General features: G+C 66.0%; 17 protein-coding genes and 1 tRNA gene. 7 read left to right on the forward strand and 11 right to left on the reverse strand.

The window, feature by feature from the left end:
- Positions 1-6: 6 nt before the first annotated feature.
- A tRNA-Gly gene (locus tag HUW43_RS14025) sits at positions 7-81 on the reverse strand.
- A gap of 191 nt (positions 82-272) precedes the next feature.
- On the opposite strand from HUW43_RS14025, the gene HUW43_RS14030 reads away from it, so the two are divergent.
- Both HUW43_RS14030 and HUW43_RS14035 read left to right on the forward strand, forming a co-directional pair.
- On the forward strand, positions 273-1,184 hold the full coding sequence (locus HUW43_RS14030) for a tetratricopeptide repeat protein (protein ID WP_188237982.1): 912 nt from the start codon (positions 273-275) through the stop codon (positions 1,182-1,184).
- A complete protein-coding gene (locus HUW43_RS14035; RefSeq protein ID WP_188238012.1) occupies positions 1,184-1,834 on the forward strand; it encodes an LON peptidase substrate-binding domain-containing protein in 651 nt (216 codons plus the stop codon). Before HUW43_RS14030 ends, HUW43_RS14035 begins: the two co-directional genes overlap by 1 nt.
- 6 nt (positions 1,835-1,840) lie before the next feature.
- Here HUW43_RS14035 and HUW43_RS14040 read toward each other — a convergent pair whose 3' ends face one another.
- Entirely contained in the window at positions 1,841-2,527 is a 687-nt protein-coding gene (locus tag HUW43_RS14040) for a sigma factor (RefSeq protein ID WP_188237983.1), read from the reverse strand.
- A 206-nt stretch (positions 2,528-2,733) separates the two neighbouring features.
- Positions 2,734-3,975, reverse strand: coding sequence for an FAD-dependent monooxygenase (locus HUW43_RS14045; RefSeq protein WP_188237984.1), 1,242 nt, complete (start codon positions 3,973-3,975; stop codon positions 2,734-2,736).
- Between the two features lie 148 nt (positions 3,976-4,123).
- Between HUW43_RS14045 and HUW43_RS14050 the strand changes: the two genes are divergently transcribed.
- The 4 genes from HUW43_RS14050 (at position 4,124) to ribA (ending at position 9,584) form a co-directional block, all read left to right on the forward strand.
- A complete protein-coding gene (locus HUW43_RS14050) occupies positions 4,124-6,439 on the forward strand; it encodes an FtsK/SpoIIIE family DNA translocase (RefSeq protein ID WP_188237985.1) in 2,316 nt (771 codons plus the stop codon).
- A gap of 185 nt (positions 6,440-6,624) precedes the next feature.
- Positions 6,625-7,266 carry a LolA family protein gene (locus HUW43_RS14055; protein ID WP_188237986.1) on the forward strand — a complete coding sequence of 214 codons (642 nt, stop codon included), beginning with the start codon at positions 6,625-6,627 and terminating at the stop codon, positions 7,264-7,266.
- Between the two features lie 459 nt (positions 7,267-7,725).
- Positions 7,726-8,520 (forward strand): exodeoxyribonuclease III, encoded by a 795-nt coding sequence (locus tag HUW43_RS14060; protein ID WP_188237987.1) that lies wholly within the window; start codon positions 7,726-7,728, stop codon positions 8,518-8,520.
- Positions 8,517-9,584 carry a GTP cyclohydrolase II gene (gene ribA / locus HUW43_RS14065; RefSeq protein ID WP_188237988.1) on the forward strand — a complete coding sequence of 356 codons (1,068 nt, stop codon included), beginning with the start codon at positions 8,517-8,519 and terminating at the stop codon, positions 9,582-9,584. Before HUW43_RS14060 ends, ribA begins: the two co-directional genes overlap by 4 nt.
- 190 nt (positions 9,585-9,774) lie before the next feature.
- Here the strand turns inward: ribA and HUW43_RS14070 are convergent, their stop codons facing one another.
- The 4 genes from HUW43_RS14070 to HUW43_RS14085 form a co-directional block, all read right to left on the reverse strand.
- Positions 9,775-10,581, reverse strand: coding sequence for a LytR/AlgR family response regulator transcription factor (locus tag HUW43_RS14070; RefSeq protein WP_188237989.1), 807 nt, complete (start codon positions 10,579-10,581; stop codon positions 9,775-9,777).
- Positions 10,578-11,702 carry a sensor histidine kinase gene (locus HUW43_RS14075; protein WP_188237990.1) on the reverse strand — a complete coding sequence of 375 codons (1,125 nt, stop codon included), beginning with the start codon at positions 11,700-11,702 and terminating at the stop codon, positions 10,578-10,580. Before HUW43_RS14075 ends, HUW43_RS14070 begins: the two co-directional genes overlap by 4 nt.
- A 64-nt stretch (positions 11,703-11,766) precedes the next feature.
- On the reverse strand, positions 11,767-12,294 hold the full coding sequence (locus tag HUW43_RS14080) for a winged helix-turn-helix transcriptional regulator (RefSeq protein ID WP_188237991.1): 528 nt from the start codon (positions 12,292-12,294) through the stop codon (positions 11,767-11,769).
- A gap of 85 nt (positions 12,295-12,379) precedes the next feature.
- Positions 12,380-13,264 carry a glycosyltransferase family 2 protein gene (locus HUW43_RS14085; RefSeq protein ID WP_188237992.1) on the reverse strand — a complete coding sequence of 295 codons (885 nt, stop codon included), beginning with the start codon at positions 13,262-13,264 and terminating at the stop codon, positions 12,380-12,382.
- 125 nt (positions 13,265-13,389) lie between these two features.
- Here HUW43_RS14085 and HUW43_RS14090 point away from each other — a divergent pair, with 125 nt between their 5' ends.
- Positions 13,390-15,483 carry a RelA/SpoT family protein gene (locus tag HUW43_RS14090; RefSeq protein ID WP_188237993.1) on the forward strand — a complete coding sequence of 698 codons (2,094 nt, stop codon included), beginning with the start codon at positions 13,390-13,392 and terminating at the stop codon, positions 15,481-15,483.
- Between the two features lie 178 nt (positions 15,484-15,661).
- Here the strand turns inward: HUW43_RS14090 and HUW43_RS14095 are convergent, their stop codons facing one another.
- The 4 genes from HUW43_RS14095 to HUW43_RS14110 are packed head-to-tail and all read right to left on the reverse strand — an operon-like array spanning position 15,662 to position 25,371.
- Positions 15,662-19,954, reverse strand: coding sequence for a hypothetical protein (locus tag HUW43_RS14095; RefSeq protein ID WP_411157950.1), 4,293 nt, complete (start codon positions 19,952-19,954; stop codon positions 15,662-15,664).
- Between the two features lie 7 nt (positions 19,955-19,961).
- Positions 19,962-21,887: a hypothetical protein gene (locus HUW43_RS14100; protein ID WP_188237995.1), complete on the reverse strand. Its 1,926-nt coding sequence runs from the start codon at positions 21,885-21,887 to the stop codon at positions 19,962-19,964.
- A 3-nt stretch (positions 21,888-21,890) separates the two neighbouring features.
- Positions 21,891-23,873, reverse strand: coding sequence for a heme-binding protein (locus tag HUW43_RS14105; RefSeq protein ID WP_188237996.1), 1,983 nt, complete (start codon positions 23,871-23,873; stop codon positions 21,891-21,893).
- A 4-nt stretch (positions 23,874-23,877) separates the two neighbouring features.
- Entirely contained in the window at positions 23,878-25,371 is a 1,494-nt protein-coding gene (locus tag HUW43_RS14110; protein ID WP_188237997.1) for a multiheme c-type cytochrome, read from the reverse strand.
- Between the last annotated feature and the right edge of the window lie 5 nt (positions 25,372-25,376).

The raw sequence follows: 25,376 nt of genomic DNA on the forward strand, positions 1-25,376 counted from the left end.
GAAAACTGGAGCGGGCGAAGGGATTCGAACCCTCGACCCCAACCTTGGCAAGGTTGTGCTCTACCCCTGAGCTACGCCCGCTCTGGCGGCTGGCGTCCGGGTGGGGCCAGCGGGTGAGGCGGGCGATTAGCACCGGCCTTTTGACTCGGCAAGCCCTGATTGCGGATTTTCGCCGAAGGGTTGGCATATCGTCCGCAAATCCCACATAAGCGACACATGAGTCCTTTCCGTCCGCGCGGAAATGCCGCCAATCGAAACAGGAGCACCCCTTTGTGGCCACTCTCGGTCTGAATCCCCAGGACAAGGAAGCCGTCGAAGCCTTCCGCCGCGACGTCGTCGAGCCGTCGATGACCAGCCTCGTCATCCTCGACTTCTCGGCCGAATGGTGCGGGCCGTGCAAACAGCTGGCACCCGTGCTCGAAAAGGTCGCCGCCGACTATGCCGACAAGGGCGTCGTGCTGGCGAAGGTCGATGTCGATGCGAATCGTTTCATCGCCAGCCAGTTTCAGGTCCAGTCGATCCCCACCGTCTATGCGATTTTCCAGGGCCAGCCGGTCGCCAACCTGACCAATGCGCGCAGCGAAAGCCAGCTGAAAGCGATGCTCGACCAGCTGCTCGCGCAGTTGCCGATCGAAAGCGCCGCCAAGGATCGCGCGGTCGAAATCGCGCCGCTGCTCGACATGGGCGAGCGCGTGCTCGCCGAAGGCGACGGCGCGCGCGCTGTGAGCATCTTTGGCCAGATCGCCGAGATCGCGCCCGACAATGCCGCCGCGCACGGGGGGCTGATCCGCGCGATGCTGCTCGCAGGCGACATCGCGGGCGCGCAGGCCGTGTTCGACGCGCTTCCCGCCGAGATGGCCGCCGATCCGGCGATCGCGCAGGCGAAAAGCGCGCTGGCACTGGCGGCCGATGCCCCCGATTCGGACGAGCTTGCAGCGCTTGAGGCCACGGTGGCCGCAAATCCGGACGATCATCAAGCGCGCTTCGACCTTGCCGCGGCGCAGATCGGCGCGGGGCAGCGCGATGCCGCCGCCGACAATCTGCTCCATATCATCGCCGCCGACCGCGATTGGCAGGATGGCGCCGCGCGCGCCAAACTGCTCGCGCTGTTCGAGGCCGTCGGGCTGGAAGACGCCTGGGTTTCGGCGCAGCGCCGCCGCCTGTCGCTGATCCTGTTCGGATGATGAGCGCGGCCGCGCCCTTGACCATCCAGCGGATCGCGATCTTTCCGCTTACCGGCGCGGTGCTGTTTCCGGGACTGCACCTGCCGCTGCACATCTTCGAGCCGCGATATTCGGCGATGGTGCAGGAGGTGCTGGCGCGCGACCGGCAAATCGGGATGATCCAGCCGCGCCAGATCCCCGGCGAAGAGGATCGCGAACCGCCCGCGCTTTACGATGTCGGCTGTGTCGGGCGCATCGTCGATGTCGAGGCGCTCGACGAGGGGCGCTTCAACCTGGTTCTGGAAGGCGTCGCGCGCTTTCGCGTCCGCCGTGAACTCGATGTCACGACGCCGTTCCGGCAGGTCGAGGCCGAGATCGAGCTCGAGGCCGAAGAAGACGCGGTGCTGGCCAGCATCGAACGCGCAAGCCTCGAACGCGAGGCCAAGCGTTTCGCCGCGCGGCAAGGCTATGTCGTCGACTGGGATTCGGTCGGACAGCTCGACGATGCAACGCTGGTCAACGGCATTGCGCAGGTTGCACCCTTCGACGCCGCGGCGAAGCAGGCATTGCTCGAGGCGTCCCCTATCGACGCGCGCGCCGAGCTGGTGATCCAGCTGATGCAGTTTTTCGGTCGCTTCGACAGCGACGACGGACGCGCGACCCTGCAATAATCCGAATCAATGCCCGCGCTGCGGCGCCGCGTGGCGCGCGATGTCGGCGATCGCACGGCGCACGACATGCCGGTCGCTTTCCCGCAGGCGGTCTGGCGGTTCGTCCCCGGCGAGTTGACGGCGCACGAGCGCACATTCGGCATCGAGCCGCGCGGCGACGCGGACACGCCGACCGCGCAGCGCCGAACGGCGGCGGTCTGCCCAGTCGCGCACCAGCCGGTCGGCGGCACTTGCGGCGAGATGGTCGGCGGCCGCGCGTTCGGTGGCCGGTTCGGCTTCGATATCGGCGAGCCAGTCGTCCGCACCCGCCTGCAGCGCATCGAGCGGCAGCGTCGTCGCCGCGCACCGCCGCCCGCCGCGCCGCTGGTCGCCATACAGACGGTGACGGAGCGCCTGAAGCTCGGCACGGAACTGCCAGTTCACATAGGTGGTAAAGCGCGCGCGCCGTGGCTCGTAGCGTTCGGCGGCGCGGTGGAGCGCGATCGCGCAGACCTGCGCCGCATCCTCGGCGATGTCGGAAAGGCCATAGACGCGGGTGAAATAACGGATGCGGGGGTCAAGCAGCGCGGCAAGGCGCGCGAAACTGCGGTCGGCGCGGGCGCGGGCGCGCGCGCCCGGCGCGACATCCAGCGCGGTTCGCGCGCGGATATAATCGGATACCGCTGCTTCGAGTGCATCGCTTTTCGCGGACATGGCCTTTCCCCATCCTGATCGCGGCATGGTTGCCGCGCGATCGGGATAGGCCGTCATGCTTAGCGTCGGGCTGCCTGAAACCTAGGTAGAAATACCTAAACGAACCCCGCCTGCATCGAGCGGGGTCGCGATGCCCCGCGTCAGGCGCCGGGTCGATGGTCATCCTGACATCGATCGATACGAACAGACTAAGGGGAATGAGCGGCCTAGATTTCCGCCCCCGCCAGCATGCGTGGCAGGTCGCCCGCTTCGCCGCGGGCTTCGTCCATGAAGAAGCGTTTGAGCACCGGCATGCGCTGCACCGCGCCCAGCCCGGTGCGGCGCACCGCGGCGGCAGCGCGTCCGGGAATGCCGAACAGGCGCGTGAGCCCGTCGGTCGCAAGGCTGACCATCAGATTGTCGAGTCCGCGCCAGCGCTGGTAACGCGCGAGCAGCGCGGCATCGCCAAGGTCGAGACCGAGCCGGGCGCCCTCGACGAGCACTTCGGTCAGCGCGGCGACGTCGCGCAGACCAAGGTTCAGCCCCTGCCCCGCAATCGGGTGGATGCCGTGCGCGGCGTCGCCGACAAGCGCGATGCGTGGAGCGATGATCGACGCACTGTGGTGGAAGCCGAGCGGATAGGTCATGCGCGGCGCGACGAGCCGCATTGGCCCAAGCACTCCGCCCGCGCGCTTTTCGAGTTCGGCAGTGAAGCCGCGGTCACCGAGCTTGGCAAAGCCGGGACCATCCTTTTCGGAAACCGTCCAGACGAAGGCCGACCGATGCCGCCCTTCGGCATCGTCGACGAGCGGCAGCAGCGCGAACGGACCTGACGGATAGAAGATTTCGAAGGCGACATTGCCGTGCGGCCGCGCGTGCGCGACGGCACCGATCATCGCATGATGGTGATAGGACCAGTTCGCGATGCGAAAGCCCGCTGCATCGCGCGTCGGCGAGCGTCGCCCTTCGGCGACGATCAGCAGCGGCGCCGCGAGCCGGATTCCGTCGGAGAGGGTGAGCGTTACGCCATGCGCGTCGATCGTGCGCGCAGCGACGGTGGCGGGCATCATCAGCCGCACCAGCGGCGCATCGGCGAGCGCCGCGGCGAGCGCGATACGGAGCTGGCGGTTTTCGACCATCGTGCCGAGCGGCGGGTCGCCCGCCTGGGTGACGAAATCGAGGTCGCCGCCGCGGCCGCTGTCGGGGGCGCCGTCGCCGACCTTGATCGCGCGGATCGGGCAGCCGTGACCGACGAGGCGGTCGGCGATCCCCAGCACCTCGAACATCTGCCACGTGGCGCTGGCAATCGCCGAGGCCCGGCCGTCGAAGCCGGGCGCAATGGTTGCAACCGGGTCGGCGGGGTCGACGACCTGAACCGACAGGCCGTGATGCGCGAGCGCAATCGCGAGCGTCTGCCCGACGAGCCCGCCGCCGGAGATGATCACGTCGCTGCATTGGATGTCGGTCATGACCCTGCCCTAGACCGCAACCGGCCGAATGGAAAGCCGCCGCCGCGCAAACGTCCATATCCCGGCGCTCCGTTCGGCCGCGCGCTTGACGGCGAGTCCACCCCATGCGCATATCGCGGCGGAACTCCATCAGGGACGACAAGAGAGCATGGCAAGCCGCAAGGCCGCACCCGCAAAGGCCGACTGGCGCACCGTTTTCCGCCAGAGCATCGCCCGGTCGATCGTGATCGCGGCGGCGGCGGGGCTTGGCCTGTTCACGCTGTTCCTGACACTGGCGTTCGCGACCTATGACAGCACCGACGCGGCGCTCAACACCGCCGCCGCCGGCACCGCAGCGAACTGGATGGGCAATGCCGGCGCGTGGTTCGCCGACATCGGCCTGACGATCGGCGGTGTCGGTATCGTCCTCTTGCTGCCGCTGCTCGCGATCTTTGCCTGGCGGATGTGGAAGGGCGAGCCGCAGCCGCACTGGCGGCGCCAGCTGTCGCACAGCTTCGTCGGCATCCTGCTCGTCGGGCTGGGCGCCGAACTCTGGGCGCCTGCGACCGGCGCGCCGATGCCCGCGGGCTGGGGCGGGATCATCGCGCTGCTCGTCGGCGGCGCGATCACGCCGCTCTTTGCCAGCGCGGGCGAACCCGCGGCTGCGCTCATTCGCTTTGCAACGATCCTGCTGCTCGTCGGGATCGGCCTGTTCCTCGCCTGGCGCGCGCTGCGGCTGGAAAAGGGCTGGGCGTCACGCTTCCGCCTGCCCGCGGCGACAAGCAGCCGCGTTGTCGAACCCGGACGCCCCGCGCCCTACGAGACCGAAAAGGCGCCCGGCTTGCTGGATCGCGCGGTGCGGCCCCGCGCCGTCGCCGAACCCGTCGACCGCGCCCCGCCCGAGATTGCCGAACCGGTGCAGCGCGCCGTGCCGTCGAAACCGAAACCCAAGCCGCAGACCGAACTCTTCACGCATTACCAGTTGCCGTCGATCGACCTGCTCACCCCCGCGCCGGAACGGCCTGCCGGACAGATCGACAAGGCGGCGCTCGAACGCAACGCGCGGCTGCTCGAATCGGTGCTCGAGGATTTCCAGGTCAAGGGCGTCGTCACCGCGGTGCGCCCCGGCCCCGTCGTCACCATGTACGAGCTGGAACCCGCGCCGGGCACCAAGGCGAGCCGCGTGTCGAACCTGGCCGACGACATTGCGCGCAACATGTCGGCGCTGTCGGCGCGCATCGCGCCGATCCCCGGCCGCACCGTGATCGGCATCGAACTGCCCAATGCGCACCGCGAATCGGTGGTGCTGCACGAAATCATCGGCAGCGCGCTGTTCCAGGATCACAGCGGATCGCTGCCGATCATCCTTGGCAAGAATATCAGCGGCGATGCGATGATCGCCGATCTGGCGCCGATGCCGCACCTGCTGATCGCGGGCACGACCGGGTCGGGCAAGTCGGTCGGGCTCAACGCGATGATCCTCTCCTTGCTCTATCGCCTGGGCCCCGACCAGGTGAAGATGATCATGATCGATCCCAAGATGCTGGAACTCAGCGTCTATGACGATATTCCGCATTTGCTCGCGCCCGTCGTCACCGAACCCAAGAAGGCGATCCGCGCATTGAAATGGGCGGTCGAGCAGATGGAGGACCGCTACCGGATGATGTCGTCGCTGTCGGTGCGCAACCTGGCGGGCTATAACGACAAGGTGCGCGCCGCGCTTGCCAAGGGCAAGTCGCTCGGCCGCCGCGTCCAGACGGGCTATGATCCCGATACCGGCCAGCCGGTCTATGAGGAAGAAACGCTCGATTACCAGCCGCTGCCGCAGATCGTCGTCGTCGTCGACGAACTGGCCGACCTGATGATGACCGCGGGCAAGGAGGTCGAGTTTCTGATCCAGCGCCTCGCGCAAAAGGCGCGCGCGGCTGGTATCCACCTGATCCTTGCGACGCAGCGCCCCTCGGTCGACGTCATCACCGGCGTCATCAAGGCGAACCTGCCGACGCGCATCAGCTTCAACGTGACGAGCAAGATCGACAGCCGCACCATCCTGGGCGAAGCAGGCGCCGAGCAGCTGCTGGGCAAGGGCGACATGCTCTATGTGCCCGGCGGCAAGCAGATCACGCGCATCCACGGCCCCTTCGTGTCCGACGACGAGGTGCGCGCAGTCGCCGATCACTGGCGCGGCCAGGGGCGTCCCGACTATGTCGAAAGCGTCACCGAAGACCCCGAGGACGGCGGCTTCGCGCTCGAAGGCGCGCCCACGGGCGGCGACAGCGCCGAGGACCGCATGTATGCCAAGGCATGCCAGATCGTCGCCGAAAGCCAGAAAGCCTCGACCAGCTGGCTGCAACGCCAGCTGCGCATCGGTTACAACAGCGCCGCGCGCCTGATCGAGCGGATGGAGGAGGAGGGGCTGGTCAGTCCGCCCAACCATGTCGGGCGCCGCGACGTGCTCACCGACCAATATGGCCAGCCGCGATAGGGAAGCAAGCCTCGCCTGCCTTGAGCCTTCATCCCGGCGCGGGCCGGGGACGCGACCTCGCGCTTCCCATGCACCGGCGACATCGCGGCCTGTGCCGGGATGACGGTCGGATGAAACAACAGTTCAGGGCGGGTTCAATGCCCGGCTGCCAATAGCCGATCATCGAAAATGAGAATGAGAGCCAAATGACCAAGACCAATCTGACCCGCCTTGCCGCCTGGACGTTGACGCCGTTGGCATCCGCCGGTCTTGTTCTCGCCGCACCCGCGATCGCCCAGTCGGCCAGCGCGCTGTCCATGGTGCAGGCGCATCTCAAGGCGACCAGCACGATGACCGCCGATTTTGTCCAGACCGACCGCAATGGCCAGCGCCTTTCGGGCAGGCTGATCCTGAAACGCCCCGGCAAAATCCGCTTTCAGTATCAGAAAGGCGTGCCGATGCTGATCGTCGGCGACGGCAGCCGATTGACGGTGATCGACTATGAGGTGCGGCAGGTGCAGAGCTGGCCGGTGAAAAACTCGCCGCTTGGTGCGCTGCTCGACCCCGATCGCGATCTGGCGAAATATGCGCGGATGCTGCCGACGGGCAACAAGGATGTGTTGAGCGTCGAGGTGAAGGATCCCGACCGCCCCGAATATGGCACGATCACCATGGTGTTCGTGCGCGACGGCTCGGCGCCCGCGGGGCTGCGCCTGCGCGGCTGGGTCGCGCTCGATTCGCAGAACAACCGGACACGCATCGACCTTTCGAACCAGCGGTTCAACGTCGCGGTTGCCGATTCGGCATTTCGCTGGACCGACCCGCGGACCAGTCGCCGCGGGCGCTGACCCGGACAGGGGCAGCGGAGCATCGGCTGATTCCGTCGCGATCAATCGCCCGACCAACCGACGTCAGCCATCGACGAACGGCAGATGCAGCCGCGGCACGGCGCTTTTCGTTCAGCTTGGCGACAGGGAAGAAGGGCTATTTCAGCACTCGAAGGCGCCAACATGGCCCCCGGATTTGGGTTTCCCCCTGTTGCCCCACCCGGGCTGCCCGGCACCTTCATTCAAGAGCGTGACGAACGCTGACCTTGAACCCCCGTTCCACCGCCCCTGGGACGGGGGTTTAACCTATCCGGCGGACAGCAGCCGAATGCCCGCATTGGGCCGGATTCCCGCCATCCGCTTGGCCGTCATCCGGGCGAAGGGGCATGTCGACAACCGGTCGCTTCCCGCCGCTTCCCCGCCTGCCCCGGACCGCCGCAGCCATTGCGAACGGCCCCGCGCACCGATAGAGCCACCGGCATGACTCGCATCAGCATCGCTTCGTGGAATATCAACAGCGTCCGCGCCCGTATCGGCATCGTCGAAAAACTGCTTCGCGAAGAGGCGCCCGATATCCTCTGCCTACAGGAAACCAAGGTTGAATGCGGCCTGTTCCCGAAAACGATGTTCGAGGCGCTGGGCTATCGGCACATCGTCACCCACGGCCAGCGGATGCATCACGGCGTCGCGATCATCAGCAAGGTGCCATTGGCCGATGTCCGCAAATATGACTGGCAGGCAAACGGCGAGGCCCGCCACATCGGCGTCACATTGCCGTCGGGCGTGCGGCTCGACAATGTCTATATTCCCGCGGGCGGCGATATTCCCGATCGCGCGCTCAATCCGAAGTTCGGACAGAAACTCGACTTCCTCGCGCGCATGACCGACTGGTCGAGCGCGCTGAACGGGACGCCGACGGTGCTGGTCGGCGATTTCAACATCGCCCCGCTCGAAAGCGATGTGTGGAATCACAAGGCGCTGCTTGATGTCGTCAGCCACACGCCGGTCGAGGTCGAAACGCTTGGCCGCTTGCAGGCGGCATCGAACTGGATCGACCTGGGGCGCCAGTTCATCGCCGCGCCGACCCCGCTCTATACCTGGTGGAGTTATCGCGCGAAGGACTGGGAAGCGTCGAATCGCGGTCGCCGTCTCGACCATATCTGGGTGACGCCCGATCTTCGGGACAGGGCGATCGCGCACCGGATCGTCCAGCCGGCGCGGAGCTGGGAGCGGCCGTCGGACCATATCCCCCTGATCACGGAGTTCGCCTTTTGAGCGCGGCGGCGCAGGACCACGGCGCCCGGCAGGCGGCGCGCGCGATCGACGCGCTGCGCCGCGGCTGGCCGTTGCGCGTCACCGGCGCCGACGGCGCGCTCGACCTGCTCGCGGTCGAAAGTGCGCGCGACGACACGTTGGCGGCCTTTGCGAGCGGCGATCTGCTGCTGTCGGGCGAGCGGGCGGTGACGCTCAAACTTACCAATCAGCGCGCGGCGGCGACGCCCGGCCCCGTGCGGCTCGCGGACGCCGCCGACAGGGTCGCGGCCGCGCTGGCGATCGCAGACCCCGCGCTCGACCTTGCGAACCCGTTGAAAGGGCCGTTCCACACCGTTGCGACGGGCGGCGACGCCGCCGCGGCGGCGGCGATGACAATGGCGCGCCATGCGGGGCTGCTCCCCGCCTTCTTCGTGCGCGGCGCGGCGGGTGAAGCCGAAACCATGTGCAGCGCCGACGATGTCGCCACCCTGCTCGACCCGGCGCGGCTCGACATCGCGGCGCGTGCCCGCCTGCCCGTCGCGGCAAGCGAGACGGCCGAAATCGTCGCCTTCCGCTCGCCCGAAGAGGCATCGGACCATGTTGCGCTGGTCATCGGAACGCGGGACCGCGATCCGCCCGTCGTCCGCCTGCACAGCGAATGCCTTACTGGCGACGTGCTCGGCAGCCTGAAATGCGATTGCGGGCCGCAGCTCCATGCCGCGCTCCATGCGATGGCCGATGCGCCTTGGGGCGTGCTGCTCTATCTGCGGCAGGAAGGCCGAGGGATCGGGCTGGTCAACAAGCTGCGCGCCTATGCGCTGCAGGACCAGGGTTATGACACGGTTGATGCCAATCTCCGGCTCGGTTTCCCCATCGAGGCGCGCGACTTCGCAATTGCGGCGCGGATGCTGGAACTGCTGAACGTGCCCCGCATCCGGCTGATGACCAACAATCCCGAAAAGGTTGCGCGGCTGGAAAAGGAAGGCGTCGAGGTGGTCGAGCGCCTGCCGCTTGCACTGCCCACCAACCCGCATAACGAGCATTATCTCGCGACCAAGCGCGACCGGACGGGGCATCAGCTCTGACCGCAAGATCGTGATTCTGGCTCGCACAAAGCCGCGAATCAACAAAGACTGGCCCCGAACCCCGTTCGCCCTGAACGTGTCAAAGGGCCATTCCTTGTTTGCAACGTCCAAGCGAAGCGCGATGATCGGGCACGCTCAGCACAAAGGATGACGGGCGGTCCTGCGGGGTCGCGGCTTCGCGCTCGTCAGATCAATGCACGAACCTTGCCACCACGTCGCGGTAGCTGCGGCTGACCTTCACCTGCGCGCCCGAGCCGAGGATGAGGAAACATTCGCCGTTGGTGTGCGGCTTCACCTGCTTGACCTGGCTCAGGTTCACGATCGTCGAGCGATGAACGCGCTGGAAATTGCGCGGGTCGAGCCGCTTTTCCAGGTCCTTCATCGTTTCGCGTAGGATCAGGCTGTTGTCGGCGGTATAGATGCACATATAGTCGCCCGCAGCGTCGATGCGTTCGATGCTGTCGACGTCGACACGGAAAATCTGCCCGCGATCCTTGATGTTGATCATCTTTTCATAGCGGTCGGCCGACGGCGCGTCGGGCACGGCATCGGCGCCATATTCCTCGACCGCTTCGGGCGCGACCTCGGCGAGCACCGTCTTCAGCCGTTCGACCTCGGCGGCGCCGCGCTTTTCGGCGAGCCGCTGGCGCACGCGGTCGAGCGCGTCGGCGAGGCGCTCCGGCTCGACAGGTTTGACAAGATAGTCGACCGCCTGCGCCTCGAAGGCGCGGATCGCATGATCCGAAAAGGCGGTGACGAAGACGACGAGCGGCGGCTCGACCTCCATCAACCCCTGGATCACCGAAAATCCGTCGAAACCCGGCATCTGGATGTCAAGAAAGACGAGGTCGGGTTTATGCGTCTTGATCTTGCGGATGGCCTCGCGGCCGTTCTGGGCGGTGTCGACCACCTCGACATCCGAATGCGCCTCGAGCCGCAGTTGCAGGCCCTGGGTCGCCAATTTTTCGTCATCCACCAGGATGGTTCTGATCGTCATGTGCCTTCGGTTCCAATTCTTGCTTGCCCATCGGGCTGGAACGGAAACTCGATCACCACCGTGAAGCCGCCCTCAGCGCCCGCCTGGGCGTCGAACCGGTGCTGGTCGCCAAAAGCCTGCGCCAGGCGGTCCCGGATATTGGCTAAACCCACGCCGGTCGATTCCGTTGCAACACCCGTGGTGGGGTCGGTGCGGTCGCCTGACAATCCCGCGCCGTTGTCGGACACGGTGATCCGGACATTTTGACCGGCCAGCTGTGCGGAAATGGTGATGTCGGCGCCATCCTCCTGCGGCGTCACCGCATATTTTATGGCGTTTTCGATCAGCGGCTGGAGCAGCAGCGAGGGCAGGCGTGCGCGCGCCACCGCCGGGTCGATCGCGAAATGCGGCCGCAGCCGATCCTCGAAGCGCATTTTTTCGATGTCGAGGTAAAGCTTCAGCGTCTCGATTTCCTGCGCCAGCGTCACCTGTGCGGTCGGCTCGTTGGCGAGTGTGTAGCGGAGGAAGGCCGAAAGGCGCGACAGCATCGCGTTCGCCGGCTCGGCCTGTTTCAAGAGCACGAGCGTCGAAATGCTGTTCAGCGTGTTGAACAGGAAATGCGGATTGAGCTGGTAGCGCAGCATCGCAAGCTGCGCCGACGCGGCCTGCGCCTCCAGCCGCAGCACGCGATCATTCTGTTCCTCAAGCTGGAGGAAATAGTTGATCGCGAAATAGAGCGCCGACCAGGCCGCGAGCGAAGTCGCGTCGATATAGACCGCGCCGAGCAGCAGGCTGGTGAAGCCGGCCTCGCTCGCCGGATTCTGGATCTGCGCGACCCAGGCATCAATGAACGCCCAGAGCGCGGTCGCAAGGCCCGCCAGCCCGAAACTGACCCCCCACATCAAAAGCGGTCGGCGATTGATGAGCGCGCGGTAACAGACCGACAGGATCAGCGTCAGCGAAAAGCCGGTGATCGCCGAAATCACCTGCGGAATCAGAAAGGTGAATGCCTGTCCGTTGGCGAGTCCCGATACGCCGCGCAGCCCGAGCCACGCCGCCCAGCCAAGGATCTGGAGGTTCCAGAAGGCGCGAACCTTGTTGTCGAAAAAGGGACCGGGCGAGGTCAGGCGGAACAGCGGCATGGAAGTCCGGGCGAGGGCGGGCGTCAACGGCCGCGCGCGACGAAGTGGACGGCGCGGCGGCCGGTCATTCGGCCGCGACCGACGCCGACGCCGTCGGCCCGTCGGCGCGCGCACGCGCCTGGCCGAGCGGCTGAAGCTCCGAGCGATGTTTCCACAACAGTTCCTTGTAGCCGATCACGCGGCCGTCGTGCGCAGTCAGGCGAACGGGACCGATCGGCTGTTCGTCGCGCGCATCGACGAGCACAGGGGTCGAGGGCACGCCCGCGCCCCATTTTTCGCCCCATTGGCGAAGCGCAATCATCGCGGGCAACAGGTCAATGCCCTTTTCGGTGAGCTGATAGCGCACCTTGCGCCGATCCTCGGCCATCACCTCGCGCGCCATGATGCCATGATCGACCAGCTTCGTCAGCCGGTTCGACAGGATGTTGCGCGCGATATTGAGTTCCTGCTGGAACTCCTCGAAATGATGGACGCCGTTGAACGCCGCGCGCAGGATCATAAACGACCAGCGTTCGCCCATCGCTTCCAGCGCCAGCGGCAGCGCGCAATTGCCGCCATCGAGATCGTTCAAGACTTCGCGTAATTTTCCCATGGCCAAGCCCTAACGTAAAATCGCCGTCCGTGCCAAAAAAATATAGGCCCCGCGTTGCATTTCGCAACGGGAAGCGGGCGGCGCGTCAGGCGGCAAGACGGTTGCGCGCGACGACGAGCGACCAGCGCGCCAGTGCGGGCAGCTGTGCGATGACCGGTGCGGGATGCACGCGGAACGCACGACCGACAAGGTCGAAGCGCCAGCGCCGCTGGCTGCGCAGCGCGAGGCCGAGGAGGATTTCGCTGCGGCTGCGCGCGGGCAGCGTGGCAGGAAGCGCGCGCTCGACAATTTCGGCGGTCAGCGCCTGGATCTGGTCCGCGCGCTGGCTGGTCAGGCTGCCGCCATGTTTGCGGTAGACGTAGAGATCCTCGTGCAGCGTGACAAAGGTGAAGCGCTGGGCCGCGCGCAACCAGAAATCATAATCCTCGACCCCGAAGAGCTGAGGATCATAGCCACCGAGCGCCTCGGTCACGTGCGCGCGATAGAGGAAGCAGGCACCGATATTGTTGCCGTAGAGCAGGCGCTCGACCGGCCCGACGCGCGAAACGCCGATTTCGCTGCCCGCATCGTCGATCATCGTGAAATCGGCGTGGACGATGTCGGCGCGCGGATGCGCGTCGAGCGTCGCGACGAGGCGCGTGAGCATCTGCGGCCGGAGCAGATTATCGTCGGATGTCCAGCTGTGCAGTGATCCGCGCGCCACGGCAAAGCCGTGATTGAGCGCCGCGGGCAGGCCGACATTGGCGTCGAGCCGCAAGCGCCGTACGCGCGCGTCGCGCGCCGCCGCGTCGGCCATGATCGCTGGCGAGGCATCGTTCGAGGCGTCGTCGACCAGGATCAGCTCGAAATCGGTGAAATGCTGGGCGAGCACCGATTCGATCGCATCGGCCAGCCAGCGTGCGCCATTGTGCACTGGCATGACCATCGACACGCGCGGCGGCGCCGTCGAATCAAGAGCTTCGGTCCCCATGGCCGACCGTCCTAGCGGTGACGCACGATGCTTCCAACGCGCTTTACCAAAGTTGCTAACGTCTTCGGCCTGACGCACGCAAGTTTCGCATTGCAATATGCGCGCCAAGGGCGACATTGAGGAGGATGCTGAGGCAATATGAACTTGTCGAGCGCGTGCGCGCTTATGATCCCGACGTCGACGAGGCGCTGCTCAACCGCGCCTATGTCTTCACGGTGCAGAAGCACGGCAGCCAGAAGCGCGCGTCAGGCGACCCCTATTTCAGCCATCCGGTCGAGGTTGCGGGAATCCTGACCGACCTGCATCTCGACAGCGAAACGATCGTCACTGCATTGCTCCACGACACGCTGGAGGATACGCTGACGACGCCAGAGGAGATCGAGCGGCTGTTTGGTCCCGACGTCGGGCGGCTGGTCGACGGCGTCACCAAATTGAGCAAGATCGAGGCGCAGACCGAGAATGAGCGCGCCGCGGAAAATCTGCGCAAGTTCCTGCTCGCCATGTCGGACGACATCCGCGTTCTGCTCGTCAAGCTCGCCGACCGGCTGCACAATATGCGCACGCTGCATTTCATCGAGAATCCCGACAAGCGTCGGCGCATCGCCAGGGAGACGATGGACATCTATGCCCCGCTCGCCGAGCGGATCGGCATGTATGAATATATGCGCGAGATGCAGCTGCTCGCGTTCCGCGAGCTCGAACCCGAAGCCTATGCGACGATCACCGGCCGCCTTGCCAAGCTGACCGCGGGGGGCAAGGACAAGGTCGCGGCGATCAGCCGCGAGTTCAGGGAGCTGCTGTCGGCCGCGGGGATCGAGGCCGAGGTGTCGGGGCGCGAGAAGCATCCCTATTCGATCTGGCGCAAGATGCAGGAACGCCACGTCAGCTTCGAGCAGGTGACCGACATCATCGCTTTCCGCGTCATCACCCCGACCGACGCCGACTGTTACGCCGCGCTGGGGCTGATCCACCGCAAGTGGAAAATGGTGCCCGGCCGGTTCAAGGACTATATCTCGACCCCCAAGCGCAACGGATACAAGTCGCTGCACACGACGATCATGCACCAGCAGAATATGCGCATCGAAATCCAGATCCGCAGCGTCGGGATGCATAAGGAATCCGAGTTCGGGCTGGCCGCGCACTGGGCGTATAAACAGGGCGGCAGCGGCCCCGACGGGCAGGCGGGGTGGATCCGCGACCTCATCGAAATCCTCGAACAGACCCACGATCCCGACGAACTGCTCGAAAACACGCGCATCGCGATGTATCAGGATCGCATCTTTGCGTTCACCCCGAAGGGCAGTCTGCACCAGCTGCCCAAGGGCGCAACGCCGGTCGATTTCGCTTATGCCGTCCACACCGGGCTCGGCGACCGGACCGTCGGCGCCAAGGTCAACGGGCGGCTCGTCCCGCTGCGCACGCAGCTTGCCAATGGCGATACGGTCGAAATCCTGTCGTCGGACAAGCAGACGCCGCAGCCAGCGTGGCTGGGCTTTGCCGTGACCGGCAAGGCGCGCGCGGCGATCCGCCGCCACGTCCGCTCGAAAGAGAAGGTCGAACTCGCCGCCCTGGGCCGCAAGATGTACGACGAGATCGCCCGCCGCCTGCCCAACAAGGTTGGCGACAAGGCGCGCGCCGCCGCGCTGACGCGGCTGAAACTCGAAGACGACAGCGCGCTTTATATCGCGATCGCCAAGCAACGGCTGACCGACGACGCGGTGCTCGAGGCGCTCGTCCCCGGCATCACCGCCGAGATGAAGACCAAACCCGGCAAGCTGGTCCAGGGCGCGGCGGTGTCGATCGCGGGGCTGACGCCGGGCGTCGCCTATCAGCTCGCCGATTGCTGCCATCCGGTGCCCGGCGATCGCATCGTCGGCCTGGCACGCCCCGGCGAGGGGATCGAGGTGCATGTCATCGACTGTCCCAGCCTGGCCGACGGCGTCGATGCCGACTGGATCGACCTCAGGTGGCAGGAGGACAGCGAGGGGGGCAACGCACGGCTGTGCATCGTCATTCTGAACGAACCCGGCACGCTGGCCGAAATGTCGGGCATTCTTGCCGCCAATATGGCGAATATCACCAATTTGCGCCTGTCGAACCGCGAGGGCGGATTCCACACCTATGACGTCGTCGTCGAGGTGCGCGACGTCCAGCATGTGATGCGCATATTGTCGGCGCTGCGCGCGTCGGACAGCGTGGTGCAGGCCGAGCGGTTATAGGCGGAACAGCGGCGACGGATTTGGGGTGGGTCCGCCCCCCCCTTCATTCCGTTCGCATCGAGCGCAGCCGACATACCCATCGACCCCGCGCCGCGCCGAGGCGCATCTCGACTCCGCCTGATGCGAACCGATTTTTATGCTGTCATGTCCGCACCCGGTCGCGTCGGGACCAGCACCTTCAATTGGTGTAGAGCAGCGGCGGCCGCCACGCATTCTCGTCGACCTCGTCGCGAACCTTGTAGACCATCCCCTTGCTGTTCAGGAACAGCTTCTCCATCTCGGGCCGGGTGAAGGGACGCGAGCCCAGGCGGCCGAACACCGCCATCTGTCCGCCCGTTTCGTCGACCGCCCGGTCGCGATCGAGTCCCTTTGACAACGCCAGGGCGGGCGAAGGCGTTTTGGCCCAGGCGATAAGTTCGGGCGTCGGTTTGGGGGAGAAGCCATAGAGGCCGGGATTGTTCGGGCTGGTGAGCTGGATCACCTTGATGCCGGCGCGCCCGTCGGCGACATAGGCGAAGAGCGAGGCGTTGGTCGATGCGACGATCACATCCTCGGCATCCTGCATCGCGCCGTCAAAGGTCAGCGCCGGCCAGACGAGCGGCGCTGCGGGGCGCGTCACATCGACGATGACCAGGCCGTCGGCCTTTGCCGCGACATAGAGGTAGGTGCGCGCCACATAGAGCTTGCGCGCATTGGCGAGCCGCACCGTGCCCGACGGCACCGCCACCGGCTGCGCCATGTTCGTGACGTCGAACAGCTTGACCCCCTCGGCATCGGTGACCCAGAGGTAGCGGAACTGCACCGCGCTCGCGCGGGCATCGGTCAGCGGCACTTGCGCGGTAACCTTTGGCTGGAGCGGCGTCGAAAGGTCGAGCACGACGAGGCCCGCATCGGTGGTGATATAGGCATAGCTGCCCGCCAGCGTGACGTGCCGCGCGCCGGCCAGCACATTGCCCTCGTTCCAGGTCAGCGCCCGGCGAAGCTTGTTGTTGCGGAACTCGCCGTCGGCCAGCGTGTCGACATCGACGAGCACCAACCCCTCGACGCTGTCGGTGATGACGGCGTAGCGATAGATGTCGTGCATCACCTGTTCGTGATTTTCCGGGAAATGCTTGACGATATTCTCGTTGCGACTGACGCTGATCGGCTGGGTGGTCGCAAGCGCCATGCAGGTCGCATTCCTCGTCTTCACATGCGTGTCGTGGCCGAGCGGCGAAAAGGGGGCGCGGACGATGCGTTCGGAAAAGCCCTTGTTGCCGATCGAGGCGACGTCATAGACGCGGAAGCCGCCCCTGCCCTCTGCAACGAACATATATTCGCCGCGCTGTTGCAGGCAGTTGACGCGGCCGCTCGTGTCCTGAACGATGTTCGCAAACTCTTCAAGCGCCTGCGTTTCGCCCGATCCCCTGGCGTCGAAAATCTTGCCGCGGACCCAGTTTTTCAGCTCCCTGCCATTCTGGTCGACGTGGAGCTTCCAATAATCGGGATAGGCGTAGCGGTGGAGGTAGGAGCCGATCACCGCCTGTGGCTCGTCCCATTCGGTCACGCGCGTTGCCTGGAACCCGTCCTCCATCCCTGACCAGACATTCAGTCCGACGAAATTGACGAAATTGGTGCCGAGCAGAAGCAGCTGCGCCATGATCGCATTATTGTCGTCGGCGGCGGACAGATGGCAGTCGCTGCACTGCTTGGTTTCCTGCCGCCGCACCGTGTGCGGGAAATGCGGGGCAAAGGCCTGGCTCGAATAGCCCGCCGACGAGATCGGCGGCTGCTGCACATAGATGCGCTCGCGGTTGATGTTGGTTGACGAAAGGATCAGCGCCGAGGTCGAGCGGACGGGGGCGATGATGCCGCGCACCTCGCCGTTCGGGCCGGGCTCGCCGGGCTTGGTGAGCTGGTGACGGCCGAGCTGGAACATCTCGTCGCGCGCCACCTGCGGGTTGTAGGTCGCGAAATTGCGCGTCTCCTCACCCTCGAAATGGTGCATCCTGGTTTTCCAGTTCGCCTCGATCGGCAAATGGCAGCCGCCGCAGCTTGTCGTCCACGACAGGTGACAGGTGAAACAGGTCATCTTGTCGTCGCCGTGCGCCCGGTCTTCCCTGGCGACGCCCGGCCCCCATTCATATTTGCCGTCGTCGCTGCCCGATCGCGCCATCAGCTTGGCGCGGGCGGCCTTGGCGTTGAAATGCGGCCCCGGCGTCACCGCCTGCTTGACCAGGCTGACCTGCCATTCAAGCCCCGGATCGACGATCGAGCGCTGGATCAGGCCGATGACTTCGGCATCGTCGTTATATTGGAACTCGAAACGGCGGCGCCCGTCAGGGTTACGGAGCAGCGCCAGATTCGTGCCTTGCGGCCGCGCCGCGACGTTGGAGGTGAGCAGGTTGGGCAACGCGTCGGCGGTGCCGTGGCAATCCTTGCAACTGATCTCGACCGCGTTCGCCACTTCGCCCTGAATATAGCCATTGCCATGCGCGTCCTGCGCGAAGTGGCAATCGGCACATTGCATCCCCTTTTCGGCGTGAATGTCCATCATATGCACCGATTTGCCGGGGTTGATGCCCGGCGGAACGAACTTGCCCTCGACCCCGGGGCGCCCCGGATCGGCGCTCAGCAGGCAGAGGTCGCGCTCTTTCGCATCGCTGTAATGCGCGCAGCTCTTGCGCCATTTTTCCGGGTCGGCGGGATCGACGATATTTGCCGTGTCGGTGCCCCAGGTCGCCATATTGCCGTCGGCGGTCAGCAGATTGCCGTTCCGGTCGCGTTTGAAGATGCCGCGAAAGTTCCAGCCGTGACCGTGATAGTCGGCGAACTGCGTGTCCTTGTTGCTGTCGTTGACGTCATAGACGTTGCGCAGAAACTCGACATCAGCCCACAGCCCGCGCGGCGCCGCGCCTTCGGGATTGCGTTCGAGCACCTGATGCACTTCGGCGGCGGTCGGATAACGCTGTTGCTTGTATTTCGCCTGATATTCGGCGTCGCTCATCCCCGGCGGGCGCGGCGCGCTGTTTTCGGGGCCGGGCCACAGCTGCGGCGCGTCCGATTCATAATCCCACATCGTGTAGCCGAGGTAGGAGTTGAGGAAGATATTGGGCTGGTGCATGTGGCACGTCATGCACTGTGCGGTCGGGATCGCGCGGGTGAAGGCGTGGCTGATCGGGTGGCCCGATTCACGGCGCGGTTTCTGGCCGGGACGGGCGGGGAGATCGGGATCGGCGGGATCGATCAGGGCGCCGTGCCCGCCGCCTGCATGATGTCCATCGGCGGGTGCCCCCTGCGCCTCGCCGTCATGCCCGCCCTTCCATTTTTTTGCGGCGATCGTCGGGTCGATCGTCGCCGTCTCGCCGTCGCGCCCGAACCGGGCATAGGTCAGGCTGTGCCGCGGTTCGCGATCATTGGCATAGATGACGTGGCAGCCGGCGCAGCCCGAATGGCGATAGTCGCCCGGCTGGTCGTTGGTGCCCATGAACCACATGAAGGGGTCGTTGAGACGCGTCTTGTGAATGTTGAGCACGGGGATCGCGACGCGCAGCCCGGTGCCGGGGCCGCGGTTCGATTGCTTGAGGTCGGGGCGCCCCGGCTCCTCCAGCCGCTGGATCTGCCCCGTCGGGTTGGGCAGGCCGATTTCGGGAAATTGCGTGTTGATGTTGCGCCCGCCGCGCTCGAACACGCGGAAGACGTCGCCCGGCGGGATCACGCTCCAGCGTGGCAGCGGATACATGCGCGCGAGCGCGCCGCGCCTCCTCTCCGCATCGGTCAAGATCTTGTCCGAGGGGAAGGCGGGCTTGCACGCCTCGGCATATTCCCCGGCCGTCAGCTTTGACGAGGGCGAAAGGATGCACGCGGGATCGCCGCCGCGCGTATAGGCTTCGCCGAAGATATAGTTCTTATAGGGGATGATGCCATTGTTATAGGCGGCGCCGCCCCACAGCATCGCGCCGGTGGACATCAGCGACCGCTCGGTCGCCTCGATCACCTCCATATGGCACGCGCCGCACGCCTCGCGCGCGACGCGATAGTCGCTGGGGTTGACGAAGCGGATGAATTCGGGCGCTTCCTTGTTGAGCAAGGTATAGCTGCGCACCGGGTTCGCCGAGCTGTCGTGCCACGCGCCGGGCAGCGTCGGTTGCGGATGCGCGACCTTCATCGCCGCGATATTGTAGGGGTTTTTATATCCCAGTTCGGGCTTGCCGAACGCGGCAGGCGACGTCGAATCGCCGCCGTGACAGTCGGTGCAGCCAAGCTTGACCGCCGGGGTCGCGTGCATCGACGGCTGGTCGGTCTGCGTGTGGCAGCTGTAACAGCCGGCCGATTTCGCCGCGACGTCGGCGTCGCTCTGCTCGCGCGGGGCGGGCGGGGTGAAACGATAGCTGATCTTGAGCGGCTTTTCCTCCTCTGCCGCGCGGCCGACGCTCGCGCCAAAGGCGGCGCACAGCGTCACAAAGGCCAGCAGTGCGAAGATTTTGCGCATCATCATCTCAGAAACTCAAAATCACATTGGCGAGGATCGACACATAGGCGTCGTTCTTCTGCTTGTTGTCGAACAGATCCTTGAAGCCGTCGCCGGGGAGCAGCACCGCGGCGCTGAGGCGCCCGACGATATTCTGTGTCGCTTTCGGCCGCCAGATTCCCGCGACCGACAGGTCGAAGCCGATGTCCCTGGGGATCGAACCCTCGACGCGCAGCGCCTCAAGCGAGGATGTGTTCTCGAACCACAGATGGTTGGCGTTGACGCTGACGCGCGTCTGCGGCGACAGGTCGAAATCGGCGCCCACGCCGATAAAGACGGTGCCCGGATTGTTGAAGTTCGACTGCCCCTCTTCCTTCGACGAACGCAGCGAGTTCAAAATGCCGTTGCGGCCGTTGATCGAAATCACGCGCCCGCCGCCCGCGAAGGGGATCGTCTGGCGGATCCAATAGCTCGTGTCGGCGCCGCCGAAGATCGGATTTTCAAAGATTGCGTCGAATCCGCCCTCGGTCTTGTTATAGGGGTCGCCGTCGCCGGTCGCATACAGCCCCGACAGGCGAAAGCGCATCCAGTCCACATCATAGCTGAGTTCGACCGCGCCGAAGCCCGCGCGAATCTCTGCGGGCTGGCTGGTGAAAAAGCTGTTCCGGTCCTCGCCCAGCGCGGCATAGAAGCTTGCGGTCAGGTTGATCCGCCCGATGCGCCCGTCGGCACTGTAGCCAAGGTAAACGACGTCATATTCGCGCCCGCGCAGATCGCCGATCAGCGCCGGGCGCACCGGAAAGCCGTTGTGGTCGATCTGCACGTCATTCTTTTCGCGATTCATATTATAGGTCACGCTGACCTGGCTGGTCAGTCCGACGACCGGGAAATCCTGGCGATAAAGGTTCGCCGTCAGGACAAAATCGTCGCGCGGCGTCTGGGTGATGTCGTTGAGCCCCGAATTGGTGTCCTTTTCGAGCCGCCAGAAGGCCGCGAAATTATACTGGAAGCGGTTGTTGTCGCGATTGCCGAAAAAGCGCAGCCCAAGCTGGCTGTCATTGAACAGGAAACCGCGAAAATCGCTCTGGAATGGCTGGATGCCGAGCCGCACCGAATAAAAATCGTAGCGGTCGGACGTGTTGCCGAGATGTTTGTCGACGAAGAGTTCCTGCACGCCGAGGAAGCTGTCGTACCGATGGCTCGCCTTCGACGGGCGCACGTCAAGCACGCGCCGTTCGGGCACGTCGACATAATTGGCCTGCCAGGCGAGCGTCAGTCGATATTCGACATCGGGCGGCTTGAACGCGGTCGATCCCTTGATCAGCGCGACGCCGCCAATGAAGGTCTGTGCAAAGACAAAGCTGCGATCCTTGCCGAACACGTCGAGGCTGCCCGGCCGCTCGGTCGTCTGGACGCCGACGGGGATTGGAAAGGTGCGCGGTTCGAACACCGTGTCGGACACCGCATTGGCGACGAAGAACCAGTCGTCGCCCTTGATCGGCAGCCATTTGACCTTGTCCGGGTCGATCGCGCGGTCGCCCTTCAGCGTGTTCTGGTGATAGGGGTCGAACCAGCGTTCCTTCACCACGCCCAACGTCTCGATAAGGCGCCAGCGGTCGGGGACGGGCAACTGGTCCTCGATCCCCGGAAAAGCCTGCGGCGGCGGCGGGCGCAGCGCGCCCTCATTATTCTGGCTGAGCGCGTCGGGCAGGTCGGGGCGATAGCCGGGGCGGCGGCGCCCCTCGATCATTTCCGTGACAAGATCGTCGGGCACCATTTCCTGCCAGTCGACCGGTGGCGGGGGCGGGGTGAGCTCTTCGGCGGCCGGTGCGGCGGGCGCGGAATCGACCGGCGGTTCGGCCGGTGCGGGCGATGGCGGCGGCGCATCGACCCCCGGCGCCCCCTGCGCCGCGAGTGTCGCGATGATCGGCCAAAGGCTGCCTCCCGTCATCATCGCCTATAGCCCGTCACAGACATTTTGCTGCGCCGTATCGAGGAAGGGCGCGAAGGGGCAGCTGATATAGCGCAGGCGCACCGTGCGGTTGTCGGCGAGCGTCACGACGACATTGTCGGCGCGGATCGCTTTGGGGGCATTGCCGATGCCACCGACGCGCGCGCCGCCATTGTGCGTGCCCAGAAAGCTGATCATATCGTCCTGGTCGATGCCGTCGCCGGACACGCCGATCGCGCCGACGAGCGTGTTGCCGCGATAGATGGGGACCGATCCGGGAAAGATCTGGATGCCGTTCTGGAGCCGGTTCCGCCCCGGCGCGGCATCGGGCAGGGTGGTGCAGCGCTGCGGCGTGTCGGTCGGGCTTGCCCCCGACACGAAGCCGAGGTGCGCGCCAAGATTGCCGATGACCAGCGCCGATTGCAGCCCGGTCGAAAAGGGGTTGAACTGTGCGATCGGGCGCGACAGCGGGCCGCGCGGGCGGCCGACCTCGCCATCGGGGAAATAGGGGCGCGCCAGATTGCCGACCGAGCGGTCGGCGAAGGCGGTCGTGCCGGTGAGCGCGGCGGGATCGCCCAGAAAGGCGCGGACCGCGGGCACAAAGGCGGCGACGTCGGCGCTGGCGTTGGCCGACAGCTCGGCGGCGGCTTGCGGACCCGAGAAAAAGGCGGCGGTGCGCGCCTTCTGCAAGGAGACGTCGGTGCCAAAGACCGGCGCGTCGGGCGAGCGGACGATGCCGAGCACCGCGCCGTGCGTGTCGACGAGGCTGATCGTCACCTGCGCGCGGCTGTCGAGCGGGCGGCGGATCTGCGCGCGCGCGCGGCTCATTACGGCAAAGGCTTCCTCGAGCAGTGCGCGCGCCTCGGCAGCGGTCAGCGGCGCGGCGACGCTGGCGCCGTCGGTGCCCGCGCGGATCGGATAGCGGTTCGTCCCGCTGCCGTCGGTCAGGATGAAGGCGTCGCGGTTCGAGAATTCGGCCGGGGTCGATGCGCGGATGCCCGACGCTTCGCTGCCATAGGCGACCCCCGCCGTGATCGCGGCATTGGCATAGCCGATGACGGCGACAAGATTGCCCGCGCTGCCATTGAGGCTGGCGAAGCTTGCACCACCATTTGTCATCACCCCGGCAAAGGTCGCGTCCGAAAAGCGGAGCGTCGTGCCGTCGACCGCGATCCTGTCGGCGACGATCGTTTCCGGCGGCTGAAATCCGCGCGTTCCCGCCAGCGCGATGAACTCTTCGTCATCGTCGTCAATGTCGAGGATATTGGGGTCGCTGCCGTAAACGCCGTCGCCCATCACCCCGATGCCGCCGACAAGCACGCCATTCTTGTAAAGCGGCAGCCCGCCGGGGTCGGCGGCAAGGCCGAGCGGCGAGCGTTTGGGGCCGATCAGCGCCGCAGCGCCCGCGGCGCCGAACCGCGCCGACAGGTCGCTGCACGGCAACTGGCTGAACTGCACGCCGAAGAGGGGACCGCTTTCAAGCCCGACGGTGGTCGGAGCGGGCGGGAAATGTTCCTGGACGATCTGGCTCGCGGTGCGCGTCGAAAAGGCATTGCCGCCGCTGGAGAGATAGGCGCCCGTCAGCGCCTTGGCGATCGCGCCGCCCTCGGCGGGGAAGGTGACGTTCTGCGCGTCGATATTGTCGCCATTGGGCGCCGCCGAGGTCGTCGCGGTCGCGCGTGCGCCGGTCATGCGGAACACCGCCAGCACATTGCCGACGCGGTCGGTGACGGCGATGACCGACGGCAGGCCGCGCGCCTGCGCTTCCGAAATCGCATTGGCGAGGATCGTCTGCACGTCGCCCACGCTGAGCGATTCGGCCGCGGGCGGGGTGTAAAGCCCTCCCGTCGGCGGGGGGGTCGGCGTGGGCGACGGTGCAGGCGTGCCGCTGCTGCCGCCGCCGCCGCCGCCGCCGCCGCAGGAGGTCAGGAGCAGCGCGCCCATCGCGGCAAGAGCGCCCGAACGGAAAAGATGGCTTCGGCTTCGCATGACCTTATCTGAGCGCCCCGATTGCGCGCACCGCGCTGTCAAACGACGCCTGGAACTCCGCGGGCTTGTAGCCATTGGGGTCCTTCACCGCCGCATAGGCGCGGTCGATGTCGCTGCGGATGCCCGCCGCCGCGCCGACGGTGATGCGCCCCGACGACACCATCGCGCTCAGCAAGGTATCGACCCCCATCACCGCCTGCTGCGACCCCGAATAGTCGGTATAGCGCTCGCGGATCGCCTTTGCCGCGATCGCGTCGACCATCGCGAAGGCGTCGGCGCCCGAAAAGCTGCGCGACGCAAATGCGCGTTTCAGCGCCGCGACGGTCTGCGACAGCTCGGCCGCCGCCGCGACCGCGCTCGCCCGGTCGGACGCCATCGCCTTGTGAAAAGCCGCGGTGCGCGCCGCAAGCTGGTCGGCGAGCGCAGGCGCCGCCATGCGCGCGGCGGCGGCGAGCATGATGAGATTTTCGTCATTATAGGGCGGCATGCCTTCGGGAAGGTTGCGGCCCGGATTGTCGAGGCCGGTGCGCACCGGTTTTGCCTGATCAAAGATGCGGCGATGGCAACTGTGGCAGTCGAGGAAATAGAATTCGGGGAATATCCCTTCGGTCCCGCGCCGCGTCTGGAACAGCGCCAGGCTGCGTTCGATCGCGGCCGCCTGTCCCACCGCCCACATCTGGACATGGTCGGTGTGCCGGTTCGGTGCGCCGAACTTGCGCCAGCCATAATCGGCGTCCTCCCGATGATGCGCCTGGAGCGCGGAGAAGAGATCGAGCTCGAAGGATATGCGCGGATGCCCCGCCGCCATGATGCGGTGGGTGACGAACTGCCCGTCGGCGGCCGAACCGAAGTGGCAGTCGACGCACACGCCCGCGCGGACCACCGGATCCTCCAGCTTCTTCAGTCCCGCCGACAGGTTGGCGAGATGCTTGTCGCGCATTTCGCGGCCAGGATCGGCATTGGTGCCGACGCCGGCATAATGGCTCGCGAGCCAGCCGCCGGCGGGGCCATGGCACGATTCGCAGCCAACGCCATCTTCCGCCGGGACCGCGCGCGACGTGCCCGCGGTGCTGTGACAGCCAAGGCACATTTGCGCCTTCGCGGGATCGCCGATCCCCAGATTGCGCGCGATGAACTGGCTGCGATTATTGTTGAGCACCGCCCAGGCGCGGCTGTGTGCGCCGCCGGGGGTCGAAGGTTCCTGCCATGTCATCAGCTCGTCCTGGCGGACGATGGTGCCGTCGCCCTCCATCCGGCCGTGGCATGTCGATCCCGCGCACGAGGCAACGCCGGTGTAGCGCGCGCCGCCTTCGCCCTGCGACTGCGCGGGGGAAGCGAAGACAAAAGCCGCGACCGCCAGCGCGCACAGCATGGCGACAAGCGCGGCCCATGCCGCGCGCGTGGGAAGATGGGCGGCCCATGCCGCGCGCGTGGGATGATGGGCGGCCCATGCCGCCCAAGGCCGATCGCCGCGCTCCGTCCCAGCGTGTGCCGTCATCGCAA

This window comes from Sphingopyxis sp. LK2115, assembly GCF_014595975.1.
In the GTDB taxonomy this organism is placed as follows: Bacteria; Pseudomonadota; Alphaproteobacteria; order Sphingomonadales; family Sphingomonadaceae; genus Sphingopyxis.

Excerpts from the sequence above, each read along its gene's own strand:
- HUW43_RS14035 (WP_188238012.1), top strand. The coding sequence starts at position 1,184 with ATGAGCGCGGCCGCGCCCTTGACCATCCAGCGGATCGCGATCTTTCCG.
- HUW43_RS14040 (WP_188237983.1), bottom strand. The coding sequence starts at position 2,527 with ATGTCCGCGAAAAGCGATGCACTCGAAGCAGCGGTATCCGATTATATC.
- HUW43_RS14045 (WP_188237984.1), bottom strand. The coding sequence starts at position 3,975 with ATGACCGACATCCAATGCAGCGACGTGATCATCTCCGGCGGCGGGCTC.
- HUW43_RS14050 (WP_188237985.1), top strand. The coding sequence starts at position 4,124 with ATGGCAAGCCGCAAGGCCGCACCCGCAAAGGCCGACTGGCGCACCGTT.
- HUW43_RS14055 (WP_188237986.1), top strand. The coding sequence starts at position 6,625 with ATGACCAAGACCAATCTGACCCGCCTTGCCGCCTGGACGTTGACGCCG.
- HUW43_RS14060 (WP_188237987.1), top strand. The coding sequence starts at position 7,726 with ATGACTCGCATCAGCATCGCTTCGTGGAATATCAACAGCGTCCGCGCC.
- HUW43_RS14070 (WP_188237989.1), bottom strand. The coding sequence starts at position 10,581 with ATGACGATCAGAACCATCCTGGTGGATGACGAAAAATTGGCGACCCAG.
- HUW43_RS14075 (WP_188237990.1), bottom strand. The coding sequence starts at position 11,702 with ATGCCGCTGTTCCGCCTGACCTCGCCCGGTCCCTTTTTCGACAACAAG.
- HUW43_RS14080 (WP_188237991.1), bottom strand. The coding sequence starts at position 12,294 with ATGGGAAAATTACGCGAAGTCTTGAACGATCTCGATGGCGGCAATTGC.
- HUW43_RS14085 (WP_188237992.1), bottom strand. The coding sequence starts at position 13,264 with ATGGGGACCGAAGCTCTTGATTCGACGGCGCCGCCGCGCGTGTCGATG.
- HUW43_RS14090 (WP_188237993.1), top strand. The coding sequence starts at position 13,390 with ATGCTGAGGCAATATGAACTTGTCGAGCGCGTGCGCGCTTATGATCCC.
- HUW43_RS14095 (WP_411157950.1), bottom strand. The coding sequence starts at position 19,954 with ATGCGCAAAATCTTCGCACTGCTGGCCTTTGTGACGCTGTGCGCCGCC.
- HUW43_RS14100 (WP_188237995.1), bottom strand. The coding sequence starts at position 21,887 with ATGATGACGGGAGGCAGCCTTTGGCCGATCATCGCGACACTCGCGGCG.
- HUW43_RS14105 (WP_188237996.1), bottom strand. The coding sequence starts at position 23,873 with ATGCGAAGCCGAAGCCATCTTTTCCGTTCGGGCGCTCTTGCCGCGATG.
- HUW43_RS14110 (WP_188237997.1), bottom strand. The coding sequence starts at position 25,371 with ATGACGGCACACGCTGGGACGGAGCGCGGCGATCGGCCTTGGGCGGCA.